19 protein-coding genes are annotated in these 26,673 nt (G+C 67.4%); 8 read left to right on the forward strand and 11 right to left on the reverse strand.

The window, feature by feature from the left end; genetic code table 11:
- Positions 1-59: 59 nt before the first annotated feature.
- The 6 genes from OOB33_RS06525 to OOB33_RS06550 form a co-directional block, all read right to left on the reverse strand.
- On the reverse strand, positions 60-782 hold the full coding sequence (locus tag OOB33_RS06525; RefSeq protein ID WP_102768362.1) for a nucleotidyltransferase family protein: 723 nt from the start codon (positions 780-782) through the stop codon (positions 60-62).
- A 56-nt stretch (positions 783-838) separates the two neighbouring features.
- Positions 839-3,037 carry an ATP-binding protein gene (locus OOB33_RS06530; RefSeq protein WP_271008097.1) on the reverse strand — a complete coding sequence of 733 codons (2,199 nt, stop codon included), beginning with the start codon at positions 3,035-3,037 and terminating at the stop codon, positions 839-841.
- Positions 3,030-4,559: an HD domain-containing phosphohydrolase gene (locus tag OOB33_RS06535; protein ID WP_165794602.1), complete on the reverse strand. Its 1,530-nt coding sequence runs from the start codon at positions 4,557-4,559 to the stop codon at positions 3,030-3,032. Before OOB33_RS06535 ends, OOB33_RS06530 begins: the two co-directional genes overlap by 8 nt.
- 226 nt (positions 4,560-4,785) lie before the next feature.
- Positions 4,786-5,229, reverse strand: a complete 444-nt coding sequence (locus OOB33_RS06540) for a hypothetical protein (RefSeq protein WP_207795951.1) — start codon at positions 5,227-5,229, stop codon at positions 4,786-4,788.
- 16 nt (positions 5,230-5,245) lie between these two features.
- Positions 5,246-6,415, reverse strand: coding sequence for a hypothetical protein (locus OOB33_RS06545; protein WP_133155210.1), 1,170 nt, complete (start codon positions 6,413-6,415; stop codon positions 5,246-5,248).
- A gap of 141 nt (positions 6,416-6,556) precedes the next feature.
- A complete protein-coding gene (locus OOB33_RS06550) occupies positions 6,557-7,150 on the reverse strand; it encodes a hemerythrin domain-containing protein (protein WP_102768359.1) in 594 nt (197 codons plus the stop codon).
- 200 nt (positions 7,151-7,350) lie between these two features.
- Here OOB33_RS06550 and tkt point away from each other — a divergent pair, with 200 nt between their 5' ends.
- The 4 genes from tkt (at position 7,351) to OOB33_RS06570 (ending at position 14,709) form a co-directional block, all read left to right on the forward strand.
- Entirely contained in the window at positions 7,351-9,405 is a 2,055-nt protein-coding gene (gene tkt, locus OOB33_RS06555; protein WP_207795950.1) for a transketolase, read from the forward strand.
- 55 nt (positions 9,406-9,460) lie between these two features.
- Entirely contained in the window at positions 9,461-10,477 is a 1,017-nt protein-coding gene (locus OOB33_RS06560; protein ID WP_133155209.1) for a hypothetical protein, read from the forward strand.
- 121 nt (positions 10,478-10,598) lie between these two features.
- Positions 10,599-11,597 (forward strand): type I glyceraldehyde-3-phosphate dehydrogenase, encoded by a 999-nt coding sequence (gene gap, locus OOB33_RS06565; RefSeq protein WP_102768356.1) that lies wholly within the window; start codon positions 10,599-10,601, stop codon positions 11,595-11,597.
- 253 nt (positions 11,598-11,850) lie between these two features.
- The gene (locus tag OOB33_RS06570) at positions 11,851-14,709 is read left to right on the forward strand and encodes a S8 family peptidase (RefSeq protein ID WP_271008098.1); all 2,859 of its coding nucleotides are present in this window, start codon (positions 11,851-11,853) and stop codon (positions 14,707-14,709) included.
- Here the strand turns inward: OOB33_RS06570 and OOB33_RS06575 are convergent.
- Genes OOB33_RS06575 through OOB33_RS06585 form a run of 3 tightly spaced genes read right to left on the reverse strand, consistent with a single transcriptional unit; the run spans position 14,683 to position 16,845 of the window.
- Entirely contained in the window at positions 14,683-15,384 is a 702-nt protein-coding gene (locus tag OOB33_RS06575; protein ID WP_271008099.1) for a hypothetical protein, read from the reverse strand. The genes OOB33_RS06570 and OOB33_RS06575 overlap by 27 nt on opposite strands.
- A 22-nt stretch (positions 15,385-15,406) precedes the next feature.
- Positions 15,407-16,297, reverse strand: a complete 891-nt coding sequence (locus tag OOB33_RS06580; protein ID WP_271008100.1) for a biotin--[acetyl-CoA-carboxylase] ligase — start codon at positions 16,295-16,297, stop codon at positions 15,407-15,409.
- Between the two features lie 17 nt (positions 16,298-16,314).
- Entirely contained in the window at positions 16,315-16,845 is a 531-nt protein-coding gene (locus OOB33_RS06585; RefSeq protein WP_171828153.1) for an SET domain-containing protein, read from the reverse strand.
- Positions 16,846-16,992: 147 nt separating this feature from the next.
- Between OOB33_RS06585 and OOB33_RS06590 the strand changes: the two genes are divergently transcribed.
- From OOB33_RS06590 to OOB33_RS06600, 3 genes are all read left to right on the forward strand, one after another.
- Positions 16,993-19,686, forward strand: coding sequence for a DNA topoisomerase III (locus tag OOB33_RS06590; RefSeq protein WP_271008101.1), 2,694 nt, complete (start codon positions 16,993-16,995; stop codon positions 19,684-19,686).
- 173 nt (positions 19,687-19,859) lie between these two features.
- Positions 19,860-21,716 (forward strand): ATP-binding protein, encoded by a 1,857-nt coding sequence (locus OOB33_RS06595; protein WP_102768352.1) that lies wholly within the window; start codon positions 19,860-19,862, stop codon positions 21,714-21,716.
- 61 nt (positions 21,717-21,777) lie between these two features.
- Positions 21,778-22,767 carry an AEC family transporter gene (locus OOB33_RS06600; RefSeq protein WP_271008102.1) on the forward strand — a complete coding sequence of 330 codons (990 nt, stop codon included), beginning with the start codon at positions 21,778-21,780 and terminating at the stop codon, positions 22,765-22,767.
- A gap of 13 nt (positions 22,768-22,780) precedes the next feature.
- Here the strand turns inward: OOB33_RS06600 and OOB33_RS06605 are convergent, their stop codons facing one another.
- Positions 22,781-25,360, reverse strand: coding sequence for a M56 family metallopeptidase (locus OOB33_RS06605; protein ID WP_271008103.1), 2,580 nt, complete (start codon positions 25,358-25,360; stop codon positions 22,781-22,783).
- Positions 25,353-25,769, reverse strand: a complete 417-nt coding sequence (locus tag OOB33_RS06610; RefSeq protein WP_102768349.1) for a BlaI/MecI/CopY family transcriptional regulator — start codon at positions 25,767-25,769, stop codon at positions 25,353-25,355. The genes OOB33_RS06605 and OOB33_RS06610 overlap by 8 nt, the downstream gene beginning before the upstream one ends.
- A 159-nt stretch (positions 25,770-25,928) precedes the next feature.
- On the opposite strand from OOB33_RS06610, the gene OOB33_RS06615 reads away from it, so the two are divergent.
- The gene (locus tag OOB33_RS06615) at positions 25,929-26,666 is read left to right on the forward strand and encodes an SDR family NAD(P)-dependent oxidoreductase (RefSeq protein ID WP_271008104.1); all 738 of its coding nucleotides are present in this window, start codon (positions 25,929-25,931) and stop codon (positions 26,664-26,666) included.
- The last annotated feature ends 7 nt before the right edge of the window (positions 26,667-26,673 follow it).

Genomic DNA, 26,673 nt, shown 5'->3' on the forward strand with positions numbered 1-26,673 from the left:
AGGCCCGGTGCACGGGCATGCGGGCTAATCCGCATGTGCCCGCAAGCAGGGGGGCGTGGTCAGCCGGCGGCGGCTGCGTTCAGCTGGGCCAGGCGCTCGGGGGTGCCGACATCGGTCCAGGGGCCGCGGTACTCGCTGGCGGCCAGGGCGCGGCGGCCGATGGCGTCTTCCAGGCTGTGGCGCAGGCGCACCGCCTGGCCGAGCGGCAGGTCCTGGAACAGCCGGGCCTTGAACAGGCCCAGGCAGGCCCAGGTCAGGCGCGGCAGATCGGCGGGTGCGCCGTGGCGCTCGCTCAGGGCCAGGCCGTCGGGGCTGATGGCGAAATCGCCGCCTGGGTGGTGGGGGCTGTTGGCCACCATCCAGAGCCGGCCGTCGAGGGCGTCGTCGGCCGCGAAGCGCTCGGCGGCATCGGCCTCGAAGCGGAAGCCCGGCACAAAGACATCGGCGGAAGCGACCCAGAAGCTGCGCTCGCCGCCGGCCGTCAGCAAGGGCAGGGCCTTGCGGATGCCCCCGGCGGTTTCCAGCGCGCCGACCGGCTCGCGAGATTCGTCGCTGTAGTGCAGTCGCAGCCCCCAGCGGCTGCCGTCACCCAGGACCGCCGGGAACTGCTCGGCCAGCCAGGCGATGTTGATGACGATGTCGCGCACGCCGGCCGCGGCCAGGGCTTCGATATGCCAGACGATCAGGGGCTTGCCCTGGACGGAAAGCAGGGGTTTGGGGCAGGTGTCGGTCAGCGGCCGCATGCGCTCGCCGCGCCCGGCCGCGAGGATGATGGCTCGCATGGGGCGAATCTTAGGCCCTCGCTCGGGCTCGCCCTTGCCTCGTGCCCAGCGGCTGTTCAGGCCGTTGTTGTGTCGGTGCCTGGCCCTTGCACGGGAATCCAGACCTTGAAGCAGCTGCCCACGCCGGGCTCGGATTCAACCTCGATGCGGCCGCCATGCTTTTTGACGATGGAGAAGGACAGCGACAGGCCCAGGCCCGTGCCCTGGCCCACCGGCTTGGTGGTGAAGAAGGGGTCGAAGATGCGGCGCATCACCTCGGGCGGCATGCCCTGGCCGTTGTCCCGCACGCTGATGCAGACCCAGTCGCCCTGCGCCTCGGTGCGCAGCTGCAGCAGGCCCTGGCCCGGCATGGCGTGGGCGGCATTGACGATCAGGTTCATGAAGACCTGGTTCAGCTGGGCCGCTAGGCAGCGCACCGGCGGCAACGGGCCGTAGTCGCGCCGCACCTCGACCTTGTACTTGATCTCGTGCCGCACCACATTGAGGGTGGATTCCAGGCCCTGGTTGAGATCGGCATCCTGCCAATCGGCCTGGTCGACGCGCGAGAAGTCCTTGAGGTCCTGGACGATCTTCTTGACCCGGCCGAGGCCGTCATCGCTTTCGCGCAGCAGCTGGGGCAGGTCTTCCTGGATGAACTCGAAATCCGCTTCCTGTCGCAGGCACTCGATCTGCTTGCGAAGTTCGTCGGGCAAGGTGGCGTGATTGATGGTTTCGTACAAACCATTGAGCTGCAGCATGGATTCGATGTAGCGACGCAGGGTGCCCAGATTGGAGGCGACAAAGCCGACCGGGTTGTTGATCTCATGCGCCACGCCGGCCGCCAGCTGGCCGATGGAGGCCATTTTTTCCGACTGCAGCAACTGGTTCTGCGCGTCCTCCAGCCGGGCATTGGCTTGTTGGATCTGGCGATAGTTGTTGACCAGTTCGCGTTGTGCGCGCATCACTTCGCTGCGGTCCTGCAGCAGCCACCAGACGGCGGTATCGGGGTCGCCGGGGTTGGCCGGATAGGCGATCAGCTGTACCCAAATCAGCTGATTGCTCGCAGTTCGCAGTTCCATCTCGTGCATCACGGATTGGCCCGCTTGCAGCGTCGGTCGGGCCATATTGCGCATGGCCTTGTAGGCCGCTGCATCAGGGAAGTAGTTGAAGGCCGCCATCTCGGCATTGCTGAGGCCCTCCATTTCGAACATCTGTGCAAACTTCTTGTTGCTGCGCAGGATCTGGCGCTTGCTGGTGCAGAGGATGCCGACCGACGCGTTCTCAAGAAACGCGTCGAGGTCCTGGTGGCTGCGCAGCAGCTCGGCGCTGCGTTCGGCGACCAGGGTTTCAAGCTCTTGCTGGTGGCGCTTGAGCTCTTCTTCGGCCGCATGGCGGCGGCTCACGTCCATCAGGGTTTCGATGGCGCCGATCAGGCGCCCCTGTGTGTCGTAGAGCGGCGCGGCGGTGCAGAACACCCAGCGACCGTTCTGGCCGAACTGAGGAAAGTAGTCTTCGGTTTCGTAGGCGCCGGGCAGGCTGGGCGAAGCGCGCAAATTGGCGCCCGCCAGCCTTTGCAGCTCGCTCTCATCGATCACCTTGCCATCCACGATCAGATCCACCATCAAGGGGCGGGGCTCGCTGAAGAACGGTCGCCAGGTCTGATCGCTGCCCACCATCTCGCTGGCCGACAGGCCGGTCAGTTGCACGCAGGCTGCGTTCCAGTGGGTGATGCGGTGCTCGGTGTCGATCACAAAGGTGGCGACCGGGTTGTTTTCGAGGATCTGGTACATCACCCGGCCGACATTGAGCAGGCTGTCCTGCACATGGCGCATGTCACTGAGGTCGGTGCAGGTGAGCAGGGCCAGGGGGCCCTGCGGTCCGGCGATGCGGCTGGCGCTGATTTCCAAGTGGCGCACCGAGCCGTTGGCCGTGAGCGCCTCGCACTCCAGGGTGGGCAGGTCGTCCTGCGTTTGCAGGCAGCGCTCACCATAGGCCTTGACCGGCTCGATGCTGGCTTCGCTGGCCCAGGCGTAGTGCGGCACCAGGCAGAGCTCGGCCAGGCTGTAGCCGAGCAGGCGTTGCAGGGCCGCGTTGGCGAACACGATGCGCTCGCCGTCATGAACCATCAAGGGCGCGCTGACGGCGCTGAGTGCATGCACGCAGACCGGGTCGAGCACTTCGGGGGCCGGCGGCAGCACGGAGGCGCCGCCGGTGGCGGCCCAGAGTGCCTTGGCCAGGCCGCTGGCCTCGCGCGGTGCCGTATCGAACTCAAGCATGTTGCACCTGACGTGGTGACTTGCGTGCGTCCTGTGGCTTCTTGATGAAGAAGCTCACGGTCAAGCGTTCGCGCTGGTCCATCAGCTGCACCTGGCGGATCAGGGCGCTGCTGAAGACATGGCCGGCCGGCAGCAGCAAGCTGCCATGCGGGCTCAGCAGGTCGCGCGCCAGCACCATGCCCGGGCGCAGTTCCGCGACCGTGATCTCCTGATCGGCTGCGTTCTCGAGGGCCAGGGCGGCTTGCACGGCGTCAAAGGCGGCCAAGACCTCGGGGTCGTAGTGCTGCCCACCGTTCTCGTGGATGGCTTTGCAAGCATCCTCGGTGGAGTAGACCTTCTCGGCCAGTCGGCCGGCGATCAGGGATTCGAAGGTGCTGGCGATGTTGATGATTTGCGAGCCCAGAGGCACTTCGATGCCGGTCAGGCCGTCCGGGAAGCCCTTGCCATCGACCCGCTCATGTTGCGAGCGGATGAGCAGGGCGCTTTGGTGCAGTCGTGCCAGCGGCATGAGCGCGGCCTGGGCTTGCAGCGGGTGGCGTTTGTAGAGTTCGAACTCCTGGCCGCTCATCAGGGACACGGTTTTGCGCAGCAGCTCGTCCGGCAGGCCGATCTTGCCCACCTCGTGCAGCAGGCCGGCGTTGTGGATGTCCAGCACTTCGGCCGGGCCCAGCTTCAGCTCCTCGGCAATGCGGCCGGCCAGGGTGGCGACGCGCCGACCATGGCCGCTGACGCTGCCGTCGCGCAGCTCCAGCAGACCGGCGAACACGCTGATGGACAGGGCGAAGTTCTCCTCCAGCTGGATGTGGGCTTGCTGCAACTGTTCATGGGCTTGGGCCATGGCGGCGTGCGAGCGACTCAGTTCCTCATTCGCCTGTTGCAGCTCCTGGGTGCGTTCTTGCACGCGTCGTTCCAGCTCGTCGTTGACACTGGCCAGCTGCTGATTGCTGCTGTCGAGTTGCTCGTTGCTGGTTTTGAGCTCGGCATTGACGGCAGCCAGTTGACCGTTGGCGTCTTGCAATTGCGTGTTGACGCTTTGCAGCTGGGTGTTGCTGTCTTGCAGTTGCAGATTCATGTCCTGCAACTGTTCGTTCTGCACGGCGGTCAGCTGTGCCAGTCGTTTGTTCTCTTGTTCGAGCTGATGGCGTGTCAGGCCGTCACCGATGGACAGAACGATGTCCTGGTCGTCCCATGGCTTGGAGATGTAGCGATGGATGGCGCCCCGGTTGATGGCGGCGATGGTGGAGCTGATGTCGGCATAGCCGGTCAGCAGGATGCGCACGGTGCTGGGCCAGCGCTCGCGCACCTGTTCGAGGAACTGCACGCCATCCATCTCCGGCATGCGCATGTCGGAGACGACCAGATCGACGGCTTCCATCTCCATCAGCGCCAGGCCGGCCGCACCGCCTTCGGCCATCAGGACCTTGTGGCCCTGGGGCCGTAGCAGGCGCCGCAGGGCGCTCAGGATGGAAGGTTCGTCATCGACCAGCAGGATGGTCGCCGGGCTGCGTGCGTCCTCAATCATGGTGGCACCTTTTTCGCCAAGCCCCGATCCAACAATATGTCGGCATGCGGGCCTAGAGCTCTCGGGTCTTCAGCTTGCGCTTGAAGGCCGCTGCGCGCACATTTCAAATTGATAAAAATGTGAAATACGAGCGAATTGCCGCTGCTGCCGTGGCCACGCTTGCAGCTGACCACGGCAGCGTCTGCTTCAGGGCTTGCAAGCAGAGCCGCAGCGAGCCCGCGCTTGCTCAGCGCTTCACGACCTTGACGCTGGAATTGGCCTTGCCGGCCTCCACATAGCCAATGGCGCCTGGTGTCGAGGCCACGAACTTCAGCACTTCGTCGTCGCCACCCAGTTCCTTCGGTGGTTTGGCGCCGCCGGTGAAGATCTGGCGCGCCCACAAGGCCTTGAGCTGGGACTGGTTCTTCTTGAGCACCTTGTTGCCGAAGTCTTCGCGGGCGGCTCCGTCCTTCTGGTCCACCGGGATGGCCTCGCCGCCGCCGGCAAAGGTCTTGGTCTGGCCGAGGAAGATCTTGCTGATCTGCTCGTCATCCAATGCCGTCGCATTGCTGGGGTGGACGATGACCACGGTGTCGGCCTGCGCGGCCGAGGCCAGCAGGCTGAGGCAGAGGCTGGCTGCGGCGAGTGCGGCCGTGTGGCGGCGCGTGCTGTGCGTTTGGTGTTGCGTCATGATGGCTGCCCCTCGCTCAGAAGACAAAGTCATAGGACAGGGTCACGAGCTTGCGGCGCACATCGTTGCCGTCCAGCAAGTCCCAGCGGCTGCGGTCGTACTGCGCCTTGATCGAGCTGGTGTCACTGAGGTCGTAGCGCAGACTGAAGCTGGTCATCGCGTCTTTCTCGACCAGGGTCGTGAAGGCCGCGTTGTAGGCCTTCAGCTGACTGACGGTGACCATGGGCGTGAACTTGTCGAAGCGGTAGCCGGCGCCGATCATGCGACCGCGGTAGCTCCCGCGGGCCGGTGAGCGGTTGATGTAGGAGATCTCGCTGCGCAACAGCCAGTTGTCCTTGTCGATGACGAAGGACAGGGCGGCGAAGGTTTGCGGCGAGTGCGTGCCGGTGGCCGGATCGGGCGAGGTTTGCACGCCCTCACGGAATTGCTGCTGCTTGGACTTGTTCAGCGCCAGGCGGGCGGTGAACCAGTCGCGGTTGATTTCGAGGTCGATGCCCCACATCTGATCCCAGTTGATGTCCGAGGGCGCGGCGGTCTCGAGCTTGGCGATCGGGTTTTTCTTGGTGTGTTCGCTGCCGACGTAGGCATTCGATTTCACCGCCCAGCCAGCCACATCGCCGCGGTAGGTCAGGTTGGCGCCGTTGTAGTTGACGACGGCCCAGCCGTAGACATCAGGCGGCACGCGCACCCAGCTGTAGGCGTAGCTGACGTCCTGGTAGTCGGAGTAGAAGAACAGCGGCAAGCGCTTGCGGCCCAGCTGTACGGTCAGCTGCGGGGTCAGGTTGTAGGACAGGTAGGCCCATTCCAGATCGGCCTTGGCCTTCTGCGCCGCATGGCGTGCCACACCCTGTGCGGTGAAGGACAGATCGGGGGTGAAGGTCCAGTTGCCCTGCAGACCGATGCGCGACTCGGGTTTGAGCGACCACTTCTGCTCGTAGACCGAGCCGTGCGAGAAGTCCGCTATCAGGCAAGGGCAGTTCCACTGCGTGCCGTCGGGATAGCCGATGTCGATGCCTCCAGCGCTGACCACCTTGCCGAGGGTGACGTTGCCGAAGCCGGAGTAGCTGAAGTCCACAGCCTGGCTGAGGCCGCTGGCGCCGAGCAGGCCGATCGCCAGACTCAAGGGCTTGAGCAGCGAGCGCGTGCGTGGAGAGGCGGGGGGCGTGAGAAGAGGGAGCTTTCGCATCTTGGGTCCTTCCAATGGATCAACAGCACCATCGCAGCGAGATGCCTGTCTCCGTTTATCGCCCGATGCCCGCTCAGGTCTGAGTCAGAACAGGGTGTTGTTTATCGCCCATTTGTGCGTTGTTCGCGCGAGACGATCGACCTACAAGGCCGGCCCGAAACCCAGCGGCGCTGGCAAGGCGCGCAGCACCGTCTGCACCAGAGCCTGGTAGGGCGCATCCACCGCGTGGCCGGCCAGCGGGTCTCGGTTGCCGGCAAAGGCCTCGTCGAGCTCGGCCCAGTCTTGCGCACTCAGATGCTGCAAGGCCAGGGGCAGGACCTGTGTTTCCTCCACCTGCATGTGCTGAAGATAGCCGTGGACATAGCGCTCGCAGAGCTGCTCGAAGGCCTCACGCCGGCTCTCGCCCATGATCTCGAAGGCCAGCAGCGCATGCTCCAGATCGCGGATGGCACGTTCGCCGCGCAGATGGTCTTCGTCCAGCCGATCCAGCACGCTGCGGATCTCGGGCGCCCGGGCGCGCAGCTTGGGGAAGAGCAGGCTGCTTTCCTTGGGGTGGTGCAAGCGCTCGGGAAACTCGTCCAGATAGAACAGCATGGCGCGCAGGGCGGCGAAGTCAGGCTGCGCCTGGCGCCGGCGCAACTCGGCCAACAGCAAGGGCAGGGATCTCAGCATGGCAGCCAGGGCGCGATGTTCGTCGCAGATCACCTGCAGGGCCAGCGGGCGGGTCGTGGGCATGGAACCTCCGGGGCGGCGCGGCGAGAGAAGGAGGGAAGGCGCACGCAGCTGCAAGACTGGCAGATTCCGGCGGCACGAATTTGCGCTGCATCAAGGGTCGGCGGCCCATTTCGGCAAGGCTGGCGCGCGGGTCGGGCGCCAGGCCCACGCCGGCCAAGTAAAATCCGGGATTACCCCGCAACTCTCCCTTCCGCACGCACATGGCAACTACCGCTGCTCGCAACCCCACCCTGATGGCCAACGCCATTCGCGCACTGGCCATGGACGCCGTGCAGCAAGCCAACTCGGGCCACCCGGGCGCGCCCATGGGCATGGCCGACATCGCCGTGGCCCTGTGGAGCCGCCATCTGCGTCACAACCCGGCCAACCCGCAATGGGCCAACCGTGACCGCTTCGTGCTGTCCAACGGCCACGGTTCGATGCTGATTTACGCCCTGCTGCATCTGTCGGGCTATGAGCTGCCGATCGAAGAGCTCAAGGCCTTCCGCCAGCTGCACAGCAAGACCCCGGGCCACCCGGAAGTGGGCATCACCCCGGGCGTGGAAACGACCACCGGCCCGCTGGGTCAGGGCATCACCAATGCCGTGGGTCTGGCCTTGGCCGAGAAAATGCTGGCCAAGGAATTCAACATCGACGAGCACCAGGTCGTCGACCACCACACCTATGTGTTCCTGGGTGACGGCTGCCTGATGGAAGGTATCAGCCACGAAGCCGCCTCGCTGGCCGGCGCCTGGAAGCTGAACAAGCTGATCGCCATTTACGACGACAACGGCATCTCCATCGACGGCCAGGTCGCCCCCTGGTTCGCCGACAACACCGCCCAGCGTTTCGAAGCCTATGGCTGGAACGTGGTCGGCCCGGTGGACGGCCATGATGTCGACGCCGTCGACGCCGCCATTGCCGAAGCCAAGAAGAGCAGCGTCAAGCCGACCCTGGTGATCGCCAAGACCCATATCGGCAAGGGCTCGCCGAACCGCGCCAACACTGCCAAGGCCCACGGCGAGCCGCTGGGTAACGAGGAAATCAAGCTGACTCGCGAGCAGCTGGGCTGGGCGCACGAGCCCTTCGTGATCCCGCAAGAGGTGTATGCCGACTGGGATGCCAAGGCCGCGGGTGCTGCTCTGGAGTCCGCCTGGGACGAGCGTTTCGACGCCTACGCCACCGCTCACCCCGAGCTGGCCGCCGAGTTCGCCCGCCGCATGGCCGGCGTGCTGCCTGCCAACTTCGCCCAGACCGCCGTCGACGCCGTCGTCGCGGCCCACGGCAAGGCCGAGACCGTGGCCAGCCGCAAGGCCAGCCAGATCGCCCTGGAAGCCTTCACCGCCGCCGTGCCTGAACTGCTGGGCGGCTCGGCCGACCTGACCGGCTCCAACTTGACCAACACCAAGTCGACCCCGGCCTTCCGCGTCGAGGCCGATGGCAGCAGCAACGGCGGCCGCCACATCAACTACGGCGTGCGCGAGTTCGGCATGGCCGCCATCATGAACGGCGTGGCCCTGCACGGCGGCTACATCCCCTACGGCGGCACCTTCCTGACCTTCAGCGACTACAGCCGCAATGCCATCCGCATGGCCGCGCTGATGAAGCAGCGCGTCATCCATGTGTTCACCCACGATTCCATCGGCCTGGGCGAAGACGGCCCGACCCACCAGTCGATCGAGCATGTCGCCTCGCTGCGCCTGATCCCGGGCCTGGATGTCTGGCGCCCGGCCGACACCACCGAAACCGTGGTCGCCTGGACCATGGCCATCGGCAACGCCCAGCGCCCCAGCGTGCTGGCCCTGTCGCGCCAGAACCTGCCCTACGCACCCAAGACCGCCGTCGATGACATCGCCAAGGGCGCTTACGTGCTGAGCGAGCCCAGCGATGCCGGCCTGAAGAAGAAGGCCCGTGGCGTCATCATCGCCACCGGCTCCGAAGTGCAGCTGGCTCTGGCGGCGCAAGCCACCCTGGCCCAGCAAGGCATCCCGGTGCGCGTGGTCTCCATGCCCTCGACCACCGTGTTCGACCGCCAGGACCTGACCTACAAGAAGGCCGTGCTGCCGGAAGGCCTGCCGCGCGTCGCAGTGGAAATGGGCGTCAGCGATGGCTGGTGGAAGTACGGCGTCGCCGCCGTCGTCGGCATCGACAGCTACGGCGAATCCGCCCCCGCCCCGGTGCTGTTCAAGCACTTCGGCTTCACCGCCGAGAACGTGGTCGACACGGTCAAGGTGGCCCTGGGTGTGGCCAAGTTGAAGGGCGGCAAGAAGCGCTGAGATTCAGCTAAGCTCGCGACCTTTCACCCTGGCCGATAAAGACAAGGAGGAGCGCTTGAACCACCTATCGAAGAACACGGGGTTTGAGCGCATGCTGGTGGTGCTGGGTCTGCTGAGCGGATTCGGTGTTGCTGCGCATGCACAAACCGCATCGGATGTGACGCCGCCTTCACTGGCACAGTCGCTCAGCTGCTTGGTTCGCAAGGAGAAGCCGCCGGTGTATCCGAACGAGCTCGAGAGAAGCCGTGCGGGCGGCTTCATGCGCGTCCAGCTGCACTTCCATCAAGCCGATGCGGCGCCCCTTGTTGACGTGCTGACGAACACGGCAGCGCCCGAGATGCAGGAGCAGGTGTTTCGCTTCCTCGAGGGCTATCGCTTGCCCTGCCTCACAAGCACGGAGGGGCCGGTCAAGGCGGTGCAGGAGTTCAACTTCACGAACACGCAGCGAGAGCCTTTGCCGCTGGCGCGACAGAACAAGGACGAGTTCTGTGTCGTCATGCCTCGAGAGCCGATCGAGGCGCCGACGCCATGGCCGGGTGATCGTGACGTGGAGCATGTCGTTGTCGTGCTGGGATTCCACGGCGATGGGAAGCAGCCGCCGGATGTGAAGCTCATTCATTCCACGGCCTCGAAGCGCTTTGAGGACGTGGTTCGTGAGCGTGTGGCGAAGTACCGCATGCCTTGCCGTACGGGGGCTGAACAGCCCCGGTTCGTTGAGCAGCGATTCAGCTACAACCCACCGGGCGTGCGTCGTTATGCCTTGAAGCGGGACGTTTTGGGATTGGGTGAGTTCCTCGGAATGACCGCAGGAATCCGAGGCGTGAATGCCGACTTTGACTTCAGCACCATGAATTGCCCTTTCAAGGTGGATTACTCCATTCTTGGGCCACACCTGCCGAACGAAGTCAGGGCTGGCAAGCCAGACCCCAACCGCGCCGCCTTTCTCAAGTGGCTGTCTGAGCGGCAACTGGCCTTTGCCAGCGACAAGCAGGCCAACGAATTGTTCGGCGAAGTGCTCCAGATCCAAGTGCCCTGCGGCACCCTGAAGCTCGAAGCCGAGGCGCAAAGCTGATGCAATGCGACGCCGCCCGCACCCGACTCATCCGTTCAGGCGCCCCGGTGCTTGCCGGGTTTGAACCGAGTTCCCTTTTCTCAATTCATTCAATCTCCAACCTGAACAGGAGTCTTTCCTCATGACGATCAAGATCGGTATCAACGGCTTCGGCCGCATCGGCCGCATGGTGTTCCGCGCTGCCATCGCCAACTTCAAGGAAATCGAAGTGGTCGGCATCAACGACCTGCTCGAGCCTGACTATCTGGCCTACATGCTCAAGTACGACAGCGTGCACGGCAAGTTCGACGGCGAAGTCTCGGTGGACGGCAACACCCTGGTTGTCAATGGCAAGGCCATCCGCCTGACCCAGGAGCGTGATCCCGCCAACCTGAAGTGGAACGAAGTCGGCGCCGACATCGTCGTCGAAGCCACCGGCCTGTTCCTGGACAAGGCTTCGGGCGAAAAGCACCTGGCCGCTGGCGCCAAGAAGGTTGTGTTCTCGGCACCGTCGAAGGACGACACCCCGATGTTCGTGTTCGGTGTGAACCACAACACCTACGCCGGCCAGGCCATCATCTCCAACGCCTCGTGCACCACCAACTGCCTGGCCCCCCTGGCCAAGGTGCTGAACGACAAGTGGGGCATCAAGCGCGGCCTGATGACCACTGTGCACGCCGCCACCGCCACGCAAAAGACCGTGGACGGCCCGAGCAACAAGGACTGGCGCGGCGGCCGCGGCATCCTGGAAAACATCATCCCCTCGAGCACCGGCGCAGCCAAGGCCGTGGGCGTGGTGATCCCCGAGCTGAACAAGAAGCTGACCGGCATGAGCTTCCGCGTGCCGACCTCCGACGTCTCGGTGGTGGACCTGACCGTCGAGCTGAACAATGAAGCCTCGTACAAGGACATCTGCGCCGAGTTCAAGGCCCAGTCTGAAGGCGCACTGAAGGGCGTGCTGGGGTACACCGAAGAGAAGGTCGTGGCGACCGACTTCCGCGGCGACGCCCGCACCTCCATCTTCGACGCCGACGCCGGCATCGCCCTGGACGGCACCTTCGTCAAGCTGGTGGCCTGGTACGACAACGAGTGGGGCTACTCGAACAAGGTGCTCGAGATGGTGCGCGTCATCGCCAAGTGATGCCGCAGCCCGCGCGCCACGCGGCGCGCTGAGCACACCGGGGCCTTGCCATGGCGGCAAGGCCCTTTTTTTGCGCCTGCGCGGTGCGCATGGCGAGCCTTTTCTCTGTGTCAACAAGCGGGGGCAAAGGAATCTTTTCTTTACGCCGAGGCATTTCAGGCCGCTCTAAACTGGCGCGACAGCGCTCGGGCAGCCCTGCTCGACGGCCTCGCCATTGCTCGCCTATATTCATTCCGGCCCAGGAGCTCGCCCCATGAAAACCACCCCCCTCGGCCTGAGCCTTTGCCTTTCACTGCTGGCCTTCGCCTGGGCCCCCACGGTGCCTGCGCAGACCGCGCCGCTGGTGGCTGCTGCGGCTGCCGAAGCGCAAGCCCGCGTCATCGTGCGCTTCAAGCCGGCGGCGGCCAGCGTGCGGGCCAAGGCCATGTCGGTGTCCATGAGCCGCAGCGCGGCCATGGATGTGGCGCAGACCCGCGCCACCGGCCTGGGCCTGCGCAGCGGCCTCAATGCCCGCACGCGCCAGGGCCTGCGCGCGCTGCGCAGCCTGGATGAGCGCACCCATGTCATCGTTGCCAGCGGCATCAGCTCAGCCGCCCTGGCCCAGCAGCTGGCGCTCGATTCGGAAGTGGAAATGGCCGTGGTCGATCAGCGCCGCCGTCACACTCGCGTGCCCAACGACCCCTTCTACAGCACCGCCCTGCCCAGCGGTCCCAGCGTCGGCCAGTGGTACTTGAAGCCCCCGAGCAACGTGCCGGGCGAGGCTGTGTCCAGCATCAATGCACCGGCCGCTTGGGACATCAACACCGGCCACAGCAGCATCGTCGTGGCCGTGCTGGACACCGGCATCCGCAAAGACCATCCGGAGCTGGCGGCCCAGATCGTGGGTGGCTACGACATGGTGGGCCTCAACTCCTCCAGCGCCCAGGCTACGGCCACCGCCAACGATGGCGATGGCGCCGATGCCGACGCCTCCGACCCCGGCGACTGGGTCAGCCAGGCCGACATCAATGCCGGCACCCTGGGCAGCAGTTGCGACGCCAGCGACATCGGCAACAGCTCCTGGCATGGCACGCGCGTGGCCGGACTGATCGCAGCCGCCTCCAACAACGGCGTCGGCATGGCCGGCGTGGCCTGGGGCGTGAAGATCCTGCCGGTGCGCGTGCTCGGCAAATGCGGCGGCTACGACTCCGACATCATTGCCGGCATGCAATGGGCGGCCGGCGTGGCCGTGCCCGGCCTGCCCAGCAACCCCAACCCCGCCAAGGTGCTGAACATGAGCCTGGGCGGCAGCGGTGCCTGCGGCACCACGGGCACCGGCCAGCTGTACCGCAATGCCATCAGCGCCGTCACCGCGCGCGGCGCCAGCATCGTCGTCGCCGCCGGCAACAGCGAGGGCCTGGCGGTCGGCCTGCCGGGCAACTGCCCCGGCGTGATCACCGTCACCGGCCTGCGCCATGTCGGCAGCAAGGTCGGCTTCTCCAGCATCGGCCCCGAGGTCAGCATCGCAGCCCCGGGCGGCAACTGCGTGAACCTCAGCGGTGCCTGCCTCTACCCCATGTTCAGCACCACCAACAGCGGCACGACCACGCCGGTGGTGGGGGATGCGGCCTACACCAACAACGGCGCTTCGGTGGGCACCAGCTTTTCCACCCCGGTGGTGGCCGGCACCGTGGCCCTGATGCTCTCGGTGCGCCCGAGCATGACGCCGGCCGAGGTGCTGAGCACCTTGCGCAGCACCGCACGCCCCTTTGTCACCAGCGGCGGCACGGCCGGCATCCCGCAATGCACGGCGCCGACCTCGGCCACCCAGGACGAGTGCTACTGCACCACCAGCACCTGCGGTTCCGGCATGCTGGACGCCGGCGCAGCTGTGGCCGCGGCGCGGGCCGCCAATGGCGCGGTGATCCAGATCGTCAGCACCCCGAGCACGCCCCTAGCCGGCAATCCGCTGAGCCTGAGCGCCAGCAGCAGCACCCTGGGCACCGGCCGGAGCATCGCCAGCGCCGCCTGGACGCTGAGCTCGGGCGGCGGCATCGTCAGTGGTTTCAGCGCCGGCGCCAACACGCAAACCGTCACGCTCACGCCCAGCGGCGGCGGCAGCTTCAGCGTCAGCTTGCAGCTGACGGATGACCTGGGCACGGTTCACAACAGCACCCGGACGATCACGGTCTCGGCCGTCGGCAGTACGGCTCAGACGATTGCCTTCACGGCGCCCAGCGGTCTGGTGTTCGGCCAGGCGCCCAGCAGCCTGGTGGCCACCGCCAGCTCGGGCTTGCCGGTCAGTTTCAGCAGCAGCACGTCTGCGGTCTGCACGGTCAGCGGCAGCAGCCTGACCCTGGTGGCGGGCGGCAGCTGCACCGTGGTGGCCAGCCAGGCCGGCAGCTCCGTGTTTGCCGCGGCCCCCTCGGTCAGCCGCAGCTTCACGGTCTCGCCCGCAAGCCAGAGCATCAGCTTCCCAGCCGTGGCCGATCAAGTCCTGGGCGCAGCGGCCCCGGCCCTGGCTGCCACGGCCAGCTCGGGCCTGAGTGTCAGCTTTGAAAGCAGCACGCCGGGCGTGTGTACGGTCAGCGGCACGTCTTTGAGTCTGCTCAGTTCCGGCGTTTGCACGGTGCTGGCCAAGCAGGCCGGCAACAGCAGCTACCAGGCGGCGGCGGACGTGGCGCGCAGCTTCAATGTGGCTGGCACGCCGCAGACCATCACCTTTTCAGCCATCGCCAACCAGACCCTGGGTACGGCCATGCCGGCCCTGACGGCCACGGCCAGCTCGGGCCTGGCGGTCAGCTACAGCTCCAGCACGACGGCGGTCTGCACGGTCAGCGGCACTGCGGTGTCGCTGCTGACGGCGGGCACTTGTACGCTGACGGCCAGCCAGGCCGGCAACAGCAGCTTCGCGGCGGCGGCGCCGGTCAGCCAGAGTTTTGCGGTGGCCGCGGCGCCGGTGGTGACGCCCACGCCCAGCCCCAGCACCAGTTCAGGGGGCGGTGGCGGCGGTGGCGCCTTCAGCGGCCTGTGGCTGGCCCTGCTGGCGCTGGCGGCCTGGGCCCTGCGCCCGGGTACCGCGGAGCGCGGTGAAATGAGCCGCCGCTCAGCGGCCGCCGCTGGTCGGGCTTGATGCGCTGGCTGCCAGGCTCGCCGCGGCGCCCGTGCAGCTCTTGAAGCCGGGCGCCAGAGCGGGGCTCTTGAGGCTCTTCAGCTGGGCGCGGCGGGCACCGTCGGCCTGCACGAACACCAAGGTGTGGCGGTTGATCGGTGCCTGCAGTTGCAGCACCTGCAGGCCTTTGACTGCGCGCTGGCCCAGGCGATCGATTTGCAGCTGGGCTGCCTTCTCGCTGGCATGGCGGCTCAGCAGCAGGGCTGGCATCTCGGCCGGCACGCCGCTCAGAGGCTCGTAGCTGATCTTGAGCTTCTTCAGCACCTCTTCCTTGCGGCCTTGCAGGTCTTTGTTGGGGAAGCGGGTGGTGGCCACGGCCCAGACGCCGGCTTGCTCGTTGCGCAGGGCCTGCCATTCGCTGGCGGGCACGCCGGCGTTGGCCAGCACGGTCTGTGCCGCCTGCAGGGCAGCGTCACCCTCCAGCGGCCCCAGCTCCACGCAGGCGCGCTGCTGCAGGGCCTTGGCGGCCGAGGGGCTCAGCAGCTCGATGCGCTCGGGGTTCTGCTGGCGAGCCAGTCGCTCGGGCTCGCGATCGCCGCTGGCCTTGATGCCGACGAGGCCATCCAGCCAGCCCTGGGTCCAGCTGAAAAACAGTCCGTTGAGAATCAGCAGCAGGGCGAGCAGGGCACGAAGCATGGTGGTCGTGGGGGCTGGGGCTTCAGCGGCCGGTGGCCGGGGCGGCGGGCGGCGTGCTCAGGCGCAGGCTGACTTCACCGGCGCTGACGCTTTGCAGGCCCTGGGCCGTGTCGATCTGCAGCGAGCCATCGGCGGCCACGCCGCGGGCGATGCCTTCCAGGGCGCCGGCGCTGACGGGCTGGCCCAGGGTCAGGTCACGCCGGGCATAGGCCTCGGTCCAGGCGGCAAAGCCGCCCTGCGGGAAGTCGCGCAGGCAGCGCGCCATGGCCGGGGCGATGCGGGCCAGCACGGTGGGGCCATCCAGCGTGGCATCGAACTCGCTCAGCGAGGCAAAGCCGGTGTTGAAGGTGGCGCCGGGCTGGGTGTCGGGCTCGCCGGCCAGGGCCTGGATGTTCAGGCCCACGCCGATGATGACCATGCGCTGCTCACCGGCGGGCACGGTCTCGATCAGGATGCCGCCCAGCTTGCGGCCATCCAGCCACAAATCATTGGGCCACTTCAGTTCCAGGCGCGGCCGCTGGCCGGCGGCCAGCTTGCTGCTGGGTTCCAGGGCCTCGGCAATCGCGCAGCCGATGGCCAGGGACAGGCCGCCCCAGTCGGCCAGATCCAGCGGCAGACCCAAGGAGAAGGTCAGCGAGGCGCCGGGGGTGGACAGCCAGGCGCGGCCCTGGCGGCCGCGGCCGTGGGTCTGGTGCTCGGCCACCAGCAGGCAGGGCTGCATGTCGTGGGCGCGGCGGCCGTAGCGGCTTTCCGTGCCTTGCTGGGCCTGGCTGCGCACCCGCTCCAGCAGGGCGGTGTTGGTGGAGGCGGTGCGGGCCAGCACTTCGATGCTGATGCCGGGCAGCAAGGGGGTCAGGTCTTGCCAGAGGGCTTCGGCTTTCCAGTCGAGATGGCTGCGTTCGGAGAGGCTCATGGGTGGCGGAACATCGCTCAGCGTTTGGGCGCCAGCATGGTGCCACGGCAGAAGGGGCTGCCGCAGTAGCAGGCGAACTCTTTCTTCAGCTTCGGGGTGTAGCGCTCGTCGATGGTGAGGCCGTAGTCATAAAACAACTCTTCACCGGGGGACAGGTCTTGCAGGGCCTTGATGAAGACGCGGCCCTTGATTTCGTCGGTCTCGCAGTTGGGTTCGCAGGAGTGGTTGATCCAGCGCGAGCTGTTGCCGCCGTAGAGAGCATCGATGACGCGGCCGTCCTCGATGTGGAAGTAGAAGGTGTGGTTGGGCTGCTTGGGATCGTGGGGGTGGCGCTCCATGGCCTCGTCCCAACTGATGAGCTCACCCGTGTATTCGATGATGACTTCGCCCGCCTTGATCGGCGCCAGCGCATAGACTCCGCGCCCATGTACACCGGAATTGCGGACCTGGATGCGCCGACCCCTGCCCGCTGCGGCCTTGGCAGGCTGGGCGGGCTTGGCAGCCGGGGCCGAGGCCGGGGCAGACTTTTTGCGAGCGGCTTGCGTCATCGGAAGTTGTGGTTACATTGAATTCATGGGTGTGCGCGCGTGCAGGTACGTATGTGCATGGGCGCGCGCGAGGCCGGATTGTAGGCAGGCCGGAGTCAGCGACTTCGGCCGGCAGCGAATAGACGAGTAGAAAACTTCATCATCATCATGAGCAAGACCCTGATCATTGCCGAGAAGCCGTCCGTGGCGCAGGACATCGTCCGCGCCTTGACCCCCAAGGCGGGGAAGTTCGACAAGCACGATGAATACTTCGAGAGCGAGGACTACGTCGTCAGCTCGGCCGTCGGCCACCTGGTGGAGATCAAGGCGCCCGAGGAGTTCGACGTCAAGCGCGGCAAGTGGAGCTTTGCCAACCTGCCGGTGATCCCGCCGCACTTCGACCTCAACCCCATCGACAAGAGCAAGGGCCGCCTCAATGCCCTGGTCAAGCTGATCCGCCGCAAGGACGTCACCCAGCTGATCAACGCCTGTGACGCGGGCCGCGAAGGGGAGCTGATCTTCCGCTTGATCGTGCAGTACGCTGGCACGGCCAAGGCCGCCATCAACAAGCCGGTGCAGCGCCTGTGGCTGCAGTCCATGACGCCGCAAGCCATACGCGACGGTTTCGACAAGCTCAAGAGCGATGCCCAGATGCTGCCTCTGGCCGATGCCGCGCGCTGCCGCTCCGAGGCCGACTGGCTGGTCGGCATCAATGGCACACGCGCCATGACCGCCTTCAACTCGCGCGACGGCGGCTTCTTCCTGACCACGGTCGGCCGGGTGCAGACGCCGACGCTGTCCATCGTCGTCGAGCGCGAAGAAAAGATCCGCAAGCATGTGGCGCGCGACTACTGGGAAGTGCGCGGCGTCTTCGACGCCCAGGCCGGCCAGTACGAAGGCAAGTGGTTCGACCCGAGCTGGAAGAAGGGCGAGGACGCCGAATCGCGCGCCGACCGCATCTGGAACCGCGCCGAGGCCGATGCCATCGCCGCCGCCGCCCTGGGCCAGCCGGCCAGCGTGCGCGAAGAAAGCAAGCCCACCACCAGCAGCTGTGGCGGCCTCTACGACCTGACCACCCTGCAGCGCGAGGCCAACTCGCGCTTCGGCTTCTCGGCCAAGACCACGCTGAGCCTGGCTCAGGCTTTGTATGAAAAGCACAAGGTGCTGACCTACCCCCGGACCGACTCGCGCTTCCTGCCCGAGGACTATCTGGCCGTGGCCAAGCAGACCGCCGAGATGATCGCCGGCGAGGACCTGCCCGGCCCTCTGCGCGAGCTGGCCGGCCACGCCCGCAAGGCGCTCAACGAGGGCTATATCAAGCCGACCAAAAAGGTCTTCGACAACAGCAAGGTCTCGGATCACTTTGCCATCATCCCGACCCTGCAGGCGCCCAAGAGCCTGACCGACATCGAGGCCAAGCTCTACGACCTGGTGGTCAAGCGCTTCCTGGCCGTGTTCTTCCCGCCGGCCGAGTTCCTGGTCACCACCCGCATCAGCACCGTCAAGGCCGCGGGCAAGGAGCTGAACTTCCAGACCAATGGCAAGGTGCTGGTCAAGCCGGGTTGGCTGGCCGTCTACGGCAAGGAAGTGCAGGAAGACGATGCCAATCTGGTGGCTGTGGCCCCGGGCGAGGTGGTGCGCACCGAGTCGGTCGATGTGAAGAGTCTGGCCACCAAGCCGCCCGCCCGCTACACCGAAGCGACCCTGCTCTCGGCCATGGAAGGCGCCGGCAAGCTGATCGACGATGAAGAGCTGCGCGCAGCCATGACCGAGAAGGGCCTGGGCACGCCAGCGACCCGCGCCGCCACCATCGAAGGCCTGCTGACCGAAAAATACATGCTGCGTGATGGCCGCGAGCTGATCCCCACGGCCAAGGCCTTCCAGCTGATGACCTTGCTGCGCGGCCTGGACATCAAGGACCTGACCAAGCCCGAGCTGACCGGCGACTGGGAGTTCCAGCTCTCCGAGATGGAAAAGGGTCGCCTGAACCGCGACGAGTTCATGGCCAAGATCGCCGCCATGACCGAGCGCGTGGTGCAAAAAGCCAAGGAATACGACCGCGACACCATCCCCGGCGACTACGCCACGCTGAAGACGCCCTGCCCGAAGTGCAGCGGCGTGGTCAAGGAGAACTACCGTCGCTTCACCTGCACCGGCAAGGATGGCGCTTCGGAGGGCTGCGGCTTCTCGATCGGCAAGATCCCCGGCGGCCGCAGCTTTGAGTTGCACGAGGTGGAGCAGTTCCTGGCCGACAAGAAGATCGGCCCGCTGGAAGGCTTCCGCTCCAAGGCCGGCTGGCCCTTCACGGCCGAGCTGGCCCTGGTCTTCGACGAAGAGATCCAGAACTGGAAGCTCGAGTTCGACTTCGGCGACGACGGCAAGAACGGCGAGGGCGATGGTGAGGCGGTGGACTTCAGCGCCCAGACCTCGCTGGGCGCCTGCCCCAAGTGCCAGGGCCGGGTCTTCGAGCACGGCAGCAACTACGTCTGCGAGCATGCCGTGGGCGCCGCCATCACCTGCGATTTCAAGAGCGGCAAGATCATCTTGCAGCAGCCCATCGAGATCAGCCAGATGCAAAAGCTGCTCAGCGAGGGCAAGACCGCGCTGCTGGAGAACTTCGTCTCCAACAAGACCCGGCGCAAGTTCAAGGCCTTCCTGGCTTACGACAAGAAGGCCGGCAAGGTGAACTTCGAGTTCGAGCCGCGCGCGGCCAAGCCGGGCGTGCCGCTGCGCGGTGCCGCGGCCAAGACGGCGGCTGCCGATGTGGTGAGCGAGGCGCCGGCGGCCAAGAAGGTTGCGGCCAAGAAGGTGGCCGCAAAGAAGGCGCCAGCCAAGAAGGCGGCGGCCAAGAAGGCCGCCTGAAGCCCGGGCGCTGCATGACGCCCACCCCCACTTGCGAGGGGAACTGGGGCTGCTCCTCATCGGCATGGCGCACAAAGGCGCTATGCTGATGCGCAGAGCAGTTGCGTTAGACCCGGGCCGCCCGCGAGCCGCCTCGGTCTGGTCTTGGTCCGGCCCAGGTCAGGAGTGAGTGCATGGCCCCAGTGCGAGTGAGCTTCGGCATCCAGTCCCGCTTGATTCTGGGCATGGCGCTGGCGGCCGGTTTGCTGGCTTTGGCACTGGGTTGGTCCTGGACCTCGCGCGAGGAGCAGGAGCTCAACCTCGCCCTCGACCACCGCCAGACCCGCATGGCCAGCCTGGTCGCCCTGGGCTTTGCCGGGCCGATCTGGAACCTCGACAACATCGCCATCAAGAACCTGCTGGACGCCGTGATGGCGGACCCCGAGGTTCACTCTATCGAGCTGCGCCCGGTCGGCGTCAATGCCGAGCCCCTGCGCCGCCAGCGCAGCGAGCCGGCCGTGGAGCCGCTGAGCCGCCAGTTCGACATCAGCTACCAGGCCGCCCCGGACCTGGCCCCCACGGTGGTGGCCCAGGCCACCCTGGTGCTCAGCCGCGAGGGCGTGTACCGCCAGGTGGCGCAGATGCGCCGCTTTGTGGCCAGCTTGCTGGGCGCCATGCTGGCGGCCGTGGTGGCGGCCAGCCTGCTGCTGGTCAATCGCCTGGTGCAGCGCCCGGTGCAGCGCCTGGGCCAGATGGCGCGCCAGGTCTCCGAGGGCCGCTTGGGCGCCACCACCGAGGTCGAGCGCGACGACGAGATCGGTGCCCTGACCGAGCAGTTCAATCTGATGAGCGCCCGTCTGCTGGCCTCATCCGAGGGCCTGCAGCTCAGCGAGGAGCGCTTTCGCAGCCTGTTCGAGAACGCCACCGAGGGCATCTTCCAGTGCGATGCGCGCGGCCGCCTGCTCAGTCTCAACCGCGCCCTGGCCCTGATGCTGGGCTTCCACAGCCCGGCCCAGGCCATGGCTTCGGGCCGGCGACTGCGCAGCCTGGTGCAGATCGAGGCGCAGGAGTTCAAGCGCATCGCCCTGGCCCTGCAGCGCCACCGCCTGCTGCAGCAGGTGCCGCTCTTGATCGCCACCAACGAGGGGCGCCAGCTCTGGGTGGAGTTGAGCGTCCATGTCGTGCCGGGCGGCGGCGGCCAGGGCCTGCGCATCGAAGGCATGGTCAGCGACATCAGCCTGCGTCGCCAGGCCGAGCAGGAGCTCACGCATTACCGCGACCATCTCGAAGAGGTGGTCACCGAACGCACCCGCGAGCTCAGCGAGGCCAAGGCCCGGGCCGAAAGCGCCAGCCAGAGCAAGAGCCGTTTCCTGGCCACCATGAGCCATGAGTTCCGCACGCCGCTGAACGCCATCCTCGGCTTCGGCCAGCTGCTGCAGATGGATGCCAGCCTGAGCCCGGCCCAGCAGGCCAAGGTGGGCCAGATCCGCGATGCCGGCGAGCATCTGCTGAGCCTGATCTCCGATGTGCTGGACATGGCCAGCATCGAGGCCGGCAAGGTGCGCCTGCAGCCCAGCTCGGTGGACCTGCGCGCCCTGCTCGATATGGTGGCCGACAGTGTGCGCCTGCGTGCCGAGCAGAAGAACCTGGATTTCCAGGTCGAGATCGACCCGCAGCTGCCGACCCGCGTGCTGGTCGATGGCCAGCGCCTGCGCCAGGTGCTGATGAATCTGCTGTCCAACGCGGTCAAGTTCACCGACCAGGGCCGCTTCGGTCTGCAGGTCAGCCTGGTCGCGCAGCAGGACAGCCGCGCCCGCATTGCCTTTGTTGTGCACGACACCGGCATCGGCATCGCCCGGCGCATGATGGATCGCCTGTTCAAGCCCTTCGAGCAGGTGGCCGAGGACGCACGCTGCCTGGGCGGCACCGGCCTGGGCCTGTCGATCAGCCAGCAGCTGCTGCGCGAGATGGGCGGCGAGATCCGCGTGCGCAGCGAGCTGGGCGAGGGCAGCGTGTTCGAGTTCGAGCTGAGCTTGCCGACCACGCACTGAGCCGGGCGGCTCTCCCGCCGGTTCTCCAGGCCGCTGGCCCGGGCGCGGCATACTGGGCCGCATGAGCTGGATTGTTTTTCACAAGCTGTTGGCCATTCTGATTGCGGTGGCCATCGGCTGGTTTGTCGGCCGCATGCGCTGGCTGGGTGGGGCGGATGCCGGCGGCAGCGGCGGTGACCCGGCGCGGGTGCTGTCGAATGTGGCCTTCTACATCTTCGTGCCCGCCCTGCTGTTTCGCACCACGGCCCGGGTCGAGTTCGCCAGCCTGCCCTGGCTGACGCTGACGGCATTTTTCGCCCCCGTGCTGGGCCTGCTGGTGGCCTTGTATGCCTTGCAGCGCTGGCGCGGTGCGGCGGCCGCCGGTGCGGCCGTGCCCAGCGTGCAGGCCATTACTGCCACCTTTGGCAACACCTTGCAGGTCGGCGTGCCGCTGGCGGCCGGTGTGTTTGGCGAGGCGGGCCTGGCCATCCACATCACCGTGGTCAGCCTGCATGCGCTGAGCATCCTGACCGTGCTGACGGCCCTGGTGGAGCTGGACCTGGCACGTGAGCGCAGCCAGGGCCAGCCCACCGGCCTGGGCAGCCTGCTGGCCAACACCGTGCGCAACACGGTGATCCACCCGGTGGTGCTGCCAGTGGTGGCGGGCCTGTGCTGGAACGCCCTGGGCCTGGGCCTGCCGGCGGTACTCGACGAGGTGCTGCAGATGCTGGGCACGGCCGTGGTGCCGCTGTGCCTGACCCTGATCGGCATGTCCCTGGCCTACCTGGGCTGGCCGCAGCGCTGGACCTCGGTGTTGGGCCTGGTGGCGGCCAAGCTGCTCGTGCTGCCGGCCCTGGTGCTGGGCCTGGGCTATGCGCTCGGTTTGCGCGGCATGCCGCTGGGGGTGGTGCTGATGATGGCGGCCTTGCCCACCGGCTCCAACGCCCTGATCTTTGCCCAGCGCTACCGCTGTCAGGAGGGCGAGACCACCGCCGCCGTGGTGGTGTCCACCCTGGGCTTTGTGCTGACGGCGCCGCTGTGGCTGGCGCTGCTGCAGCGCATTCCGGCTTGAGGCGCTGCCAGCCTTAGGGCAGCGAAGGGGCGGCCGGCGGGCGCGGCGGGCTGGGCGGCTTGAGGCGCGAGATGGCAGCAGCCGGTGCGGCGGAGGCCGCGGGCGCGGCCTGGGCGGGTGTGGCCGGCGCCGCCGGCGCTGCCATGGCCAGGCGATCCATCACCGGGTCCAGTGCGGCCTCCACCTTGCCGCGCTCATGTTCGCTCAGGCCGCGGGCTGCCTGGCGATAACGGGCCAGCAGCTCGGCATCGGCCGGCAGGTGGGCCGCCAGGGCGCTGAGCAACTCGGCCCGCTCGAAATCGGAGTCGATGCTGCGTGCGGCATCGAGCACACCCAGCAGCGCGGCCTTCTGGTGCACGCCTGCGTCGAGCAGGGCGCTCAGGGCCATACGACGCTCAAAGTCGCTGTCGATGCGGCGGGCCGATTCGCTGTAGGCCCGCAGGGCCGCCTCGGCCTGCGTATCGAGTGCCGCCTGGCGCGGCAGCTTTTGGGCCACGGCCTCCAGGGCGCTGCGGTGCTCGAAATCGGAGCTCAGGCCCAGGCTGGCCTGCAGGGCGGCGGCCAAGGTGGGCAGGCCGCTTGTGGGCGACTGCCGATCGACGATGTCGACGATGGCGCTGCGCTTTTCAAAGTCGGAGTCCATGCCGTCCACCGCCTGCAGCCAGGCTTGCAGCGTGGCCGGCTCGCTGCTGAGCGTGGCGGACAGGGCCTCCAGCACCTGGCGGCGTTCGAAGTCCGAGCTCATGTGCTGCAGGCTTTGCAGCAGCTGGGCCTGCAGGGCCGGGCTGAGGGTCTGCTTTTCGATCATGCTCTGCAGCAGCTGGCGGCGTTCGAAATCCGAGTCCATGCCCTCGTGGACACGGATCAGGGCTTGCAAGGTGCTCTCGCTTTGCGGGCCTTGCTGGAGCAGGGCCTGGGCGCGGCCGCGGCGGCGGTGATCCTCGATGTTAGGCGCCTGGATGTCGGCCAGCACGCGCGCCACCCCGCCTTGGGCCAGCAGGCTGCGCACGCGTTTCTCGCTGCCCTCGATCGTCTCGCCGGCCAGGGCCACGCGATCGCACAGCCAGGCCTGGCCCTCGGCGTCCGGGGTCTGCTCCTTGCCGTCGAGGCTGTAAACCAGGCGCGGTGCCTGGCCGGCTTCGCCCGGAAGGAACTCGGCACGCCGGTGCCAGCCCTCGCGCCGCTCATCGATCAGCAGGCGGCCCTGGCTGAGGCTTTCGAGCGCGGTCTGGTCCTCGTTGAAGCGCATCTGGCCGCTGAGGCGGATGTCCAGGTTGTGCGAGGGGCTGTTTTTGACGATGCGGGTGCCCATGGCCGAGCCCACACCGAAGCGCGCCTCGAAGCTGTGGCCCAGGTCGCGCAGGCGGCTCAGGTCCAGCGGCTGGCTGTGGCCCACGCCCAGCAAGGGCAGGGCCAGGGCGCACAGGGTCAGGCCGCCGACCAGCACGCGCTTGCGCCAGAGCTCGCGTGCAGGCAGGGCGGTGTAGGGTTCGGGCTTGGGGTTCATGGTCGGGTCTCCGTGCGGGTTGGGGGCAGGGTTCATCAGTGCGTCGATGCGGGCCAGCAGGGGCGAGCGGCCGCTGGCGGCCATGCGGCTCAGCAGCTGCAGGCGCCGCACCGGGTGGGCTGCCTGCTGCAGCTCTTGGGCGCAGCGGTACAGGCTCTCCGCCAGGGCGCGGCGGGCCTGCTCGCGGGCGGCATCGCTGGGTCGGGCGGTGGCCCAGGCGTCGCAGGCCTGTTCGGCCAGGGCGTCGAGCCGGCGCAGAGCCAGGCGGTTCAGGGGTTGCAGCCAGGCCAGCTGGTTCAGCAGCTGGGCGGCCAGGCGCCAGGCCGGATCGCGCCGGCGCAGATGCGCCAGCTCATGGGCCAGCACCGCCTCGCGCTGCGCGGGCGGCAGCTGCAGGGCCCAGGCGGGCAGGCAGATGGCGCCGCCCGGGGCGATCAGGGGGCTGGGCCACTCGGCGCGGCCGAGGCGCAGGGGCGGGGTCGGCAGGCCGGCGGATCGGGCCAGGGTTTGCAGGCAGCCGTGCAGATCGGCATCGTCGTCCAAGCGGGGCAGGCGGCGCGCCTGCACGCGCAGGCGCCACCAGGCCAGGCCGGTGGCCAGCAGGCCCAGACCGGCCAACAGCGCCCAGGCCGCCGCCAGCGCGGCCACGGCGGCACTGGCTTCGGGGGGCAGTTGCAGCCAGGCGCGTGGTGCGGCCGGCGCTTGGCGAGTGGGGCGCTCTGCGCCAGTCATCGGCGCGGGTTCGCGCATCGGTGGGGTCGCTGTGGCGGTCGGCGCGTCGCTTGGCTCCGGGAGGGCGGGGCGCTCGATCGCTGTGCTGGTGGCGGTGGGCGATGCGAGCGGCCCGGCCGTCGGTGCCGGGCTCCAGCTCAGCAGCGTAGCCAGGCCGGCCGTCAGCACCGGGCCGAAAAAGGCCAGGCGCCACAGGGCCTCGCGATGCGAGGCCTGGCGCGGCCGCAGGCGGGCGCTGCGCTCGATCAGCCAGGCGCCACCGAGCAGCAGGCTGCTGTGCAGCAGGTAGTTGAGCAGGCCGCTGCTCAGGCCAGCCAGCAGCAGGGGCGCGTTGATGCTGAGGGGCTCAGTCATGGCTGCCGTCCTTGGGGTTCTTGCTCGTGCCGCCCTTGGCCAGCAGGCGGCGCATCTGCGCCATGTCCTCGTCGGCGATGTCGCCGGCTTTCAGCAGGTGGCTGAGCAGGGCGCTGGCCTTGCCGGCGAACAGGCTGGCCAGCAGGCCGCTGACCATGGACTTCTGCACCTCGGGCTCGGACACGCAGGGGCGGTAGACCAAGGCGCGGGCCTCGCGATCGCAGGCCAGCAGGCCGCGCTTTTCCAGGCGCTGCAGCAAGGTCGCCACGGTGGTGTGAGCCAGGGGTCGGCCTTCGGCGCGCAAGGCCTCGGCCACCTCGGCCGTGCTGGCCTGGCCGCGCTGCCAGAGCACGCGCATCAGGCTCAGCTGCAGCTCGCTCAGGCTCAGTTCGCTTTTGTCTTCGGACATGGACTTGCCCTCTACTACAGGTGTCGTACTACAAATGTAGTTGAGCGCCGTGCGCAGCGCAAGCGGGAAGGTGCGCAGTGCGCGTCGGCGGACCGATGGCCTGGCACAGAATGACGCCCACAGCCCGCATGCCGCGGCGCTTGATGCCGGGGAGGGTGCATGGATCTGGGATTGAAAGGCCTGAGGGCAGTGGTGACTGGCGGCTCGGCCGGCATCGGTGCGGCCATCGTGCAGGCGCTGGCGGCCGAAGGCTGCGAGGTGGCGTTCTGCGCGCGTGGGCCCGAGCGCATCGCCGCCCGCCTGGCCGAGTTGCAGGCGCTGCAGCTGCCGGGGCGGGTGCAGGCGCGCGCGCTCGATGTGGCCGAGCCGGGCGCCTTCGAGGCCTGGTTGCAGGAGCTCGGGCCGCAGGACATTTTTGTGGCCAATGTCAGCGCGCTCTCGGCCGATTGGTCGCAGGCCTTGGCGCTCGATGTTGCTGCCACCGTGCGCTGCTGTGAGGCCATGCTGCCCTGGCTGCAAGACTCGCCCCAGGCCGCCATCACCTGCATTGGTTCGCGCGCCAGCTCTCAAGCCTGCCCGAATTCCGAAGCCTACGGCGCGGCCAAAGCGGCCGTGGCGCATTACGCGAAGTCGTTGTCGGCCCGTGTGCTGCCGCGGGTGCGGGTCAATCTGGTGTCGCCCGGCGACACCTGGGTCGAGGGCGGATTCTGGGGCCGTATCGCCGAACAGCAGCCCGAGGCCTACCAGCGCGCGCTGCAACGCAACCCGCTGAAGCGTCTGGCTCGCGTGGAGGAGATCGCTCGCGTGGTGGCCTTCATTTCCAGCCCGGCCGCCAGCTTTGTGGCCGGTGCCAACTGGTATGTCGACGGCGGCTCCACCAGACATGTGCAGCTGTGAGCGCGCC

Source organism: Paucibacter sp. B51 (assembly GCF_027863535.1).
Classification (GTDB): Bacteria; Pseudomonadota; Gammaproteobacteria; order Burkholderiales; family Burkholderiaceae_C; genus Paucibacter_A; species Paucibacter_A aquatilis.

Excerpts from the sequence above, each read along its gene's own strand:
- OOB33_RS06535 (WP_165794602.1), bottom strand. The coding sequence starts at position 4,559 with ATGATTGAGGACGCACGCAGCCCGGCGACCATCCTGCTGGTCGATGAC.
- OOB33_RS06610 (WP_102768349.1), bottom strand. The coding sequence starts at position 25,769 with ATGTCCGAAGACAAAAGCGAACTGAGCCTGAGCGAGCTGCAGCTGAGC.
- OOB33_RS06605 (WP_271008103.1), bottom strand. The coding sequence starts at position 25,360 with ATGACTGAGCCCCTCAGCATCAACGCGCCCCTGCTGCTGGCTGGCCTG.
- OOB33_RS06580 (WP_271008100.1), bottom strand. The coding sequence starts at position 16,297 with ATGAGCCTCTCCGAACGCAGCCATCTCGACTGGAAAGCCGAAGCCCTC.
- tkt (WP_207795950.1), top strand. The coding sequence starts at position 7,351 with ATGGCAACTACCGCTGCTCGCAACCCCACCCTGATGGCCAACGCCATT.
- OOB33_RS06570 (WP_271008098.1), top strand. The coding sequence starts at position 11,851 with ATGAAAACCACCCCCCTCGGCCTGAGCCTTTGCCTTTCACTGCTGGCC.
- OOB33_RS06575 (WP_271008099.1), bottom strand. The coding sequence starts at position 15,384 with ATGCTTCGTGCCCTGCTCGCCCTGCTGCTGATTCTCAACGGACTGTTT.
- OOB33_RS06540 (WP_207795951.1), bottom strand. The coding sequence starts at position 5,229 with ATGACGCAACACCAAACGCACAGCACGCGCCGCCACACGGCCGCACTC.
- OOB33_RS06530 (WP_271008097.1), bottom strand. The coding sequence starts at position 3,037 with ATGCTTGAGTTCGATACGGCACCGCGCGAGGCCAGCGGCCTGGCCAAG.
- OOB33_RS06590 (WP_271008101.1), top strand. The coding sequence starts at position 16,993 with ATGAGCAAGACCCTGATCATTGCCGAGAAGCCGTCCGTGGCGCAGGAC.
- OOB33_RS06615 (WP_271008104.1), top strand. The coding sequence starts at position 25,929 with ATGGATCTGGGATTGAAAGGCCTGAGGGCAGTGGTGACTGGCGGCTCG.
- OOB33_RS06525 (WP_102768362.1), bottom strand. The coding sequence starts at position 782 with ATGCGAGCCATCATCCTCGCGGCCGGGCGCGGCGAGCGCATGCGGCCG.
- OOB33_RS06550 (WP_102768359.1), bottom strand. The coding sequence starts at position 7,150 with ATGCCCACGACCCGCCCGCTGGCCCTGCAGGTGATCTGCGACGAACAT.
- OOB33_RS06600 (WP_271008102.1), top strand. The coding sequence starts at position 21,778 with ATGAGCTGGATTGTTTTTCACAAGCTGTTGGCCATTCTGATTGCGGTG.
- OOB33_RS06595 (WP_102768352.1), top strand. The coding sequence starts at position 19,860 with ATGGCCCCAGTGCGAGTGAGCTTCGGCATCCAGTCCCGCTTGATTCTG.
- OOB33_RS06585 (WP_171828153.1), bottom strand. The coding sequence starts at position 16,845 with ATGACGCAAGCCGCTCGCAAAAAGTCTGCCCCGGCCTCGGCCCCGGCT.
- gap (WP_102768356.1), top strand. The coding sequence starts at position 10,599 with ATGACGATCAAGATCGGTATCAACGGCTTCGGCCGCATCGGCCGCATG.
- OOB33_RS06545 (WP_133155210.1), bottom strand. The coding sequence starts at position 6,415 with ATGCGAAAGCTCCCTCTTCTCACGCCCCCCGCCTCTCCACGCACGCGC.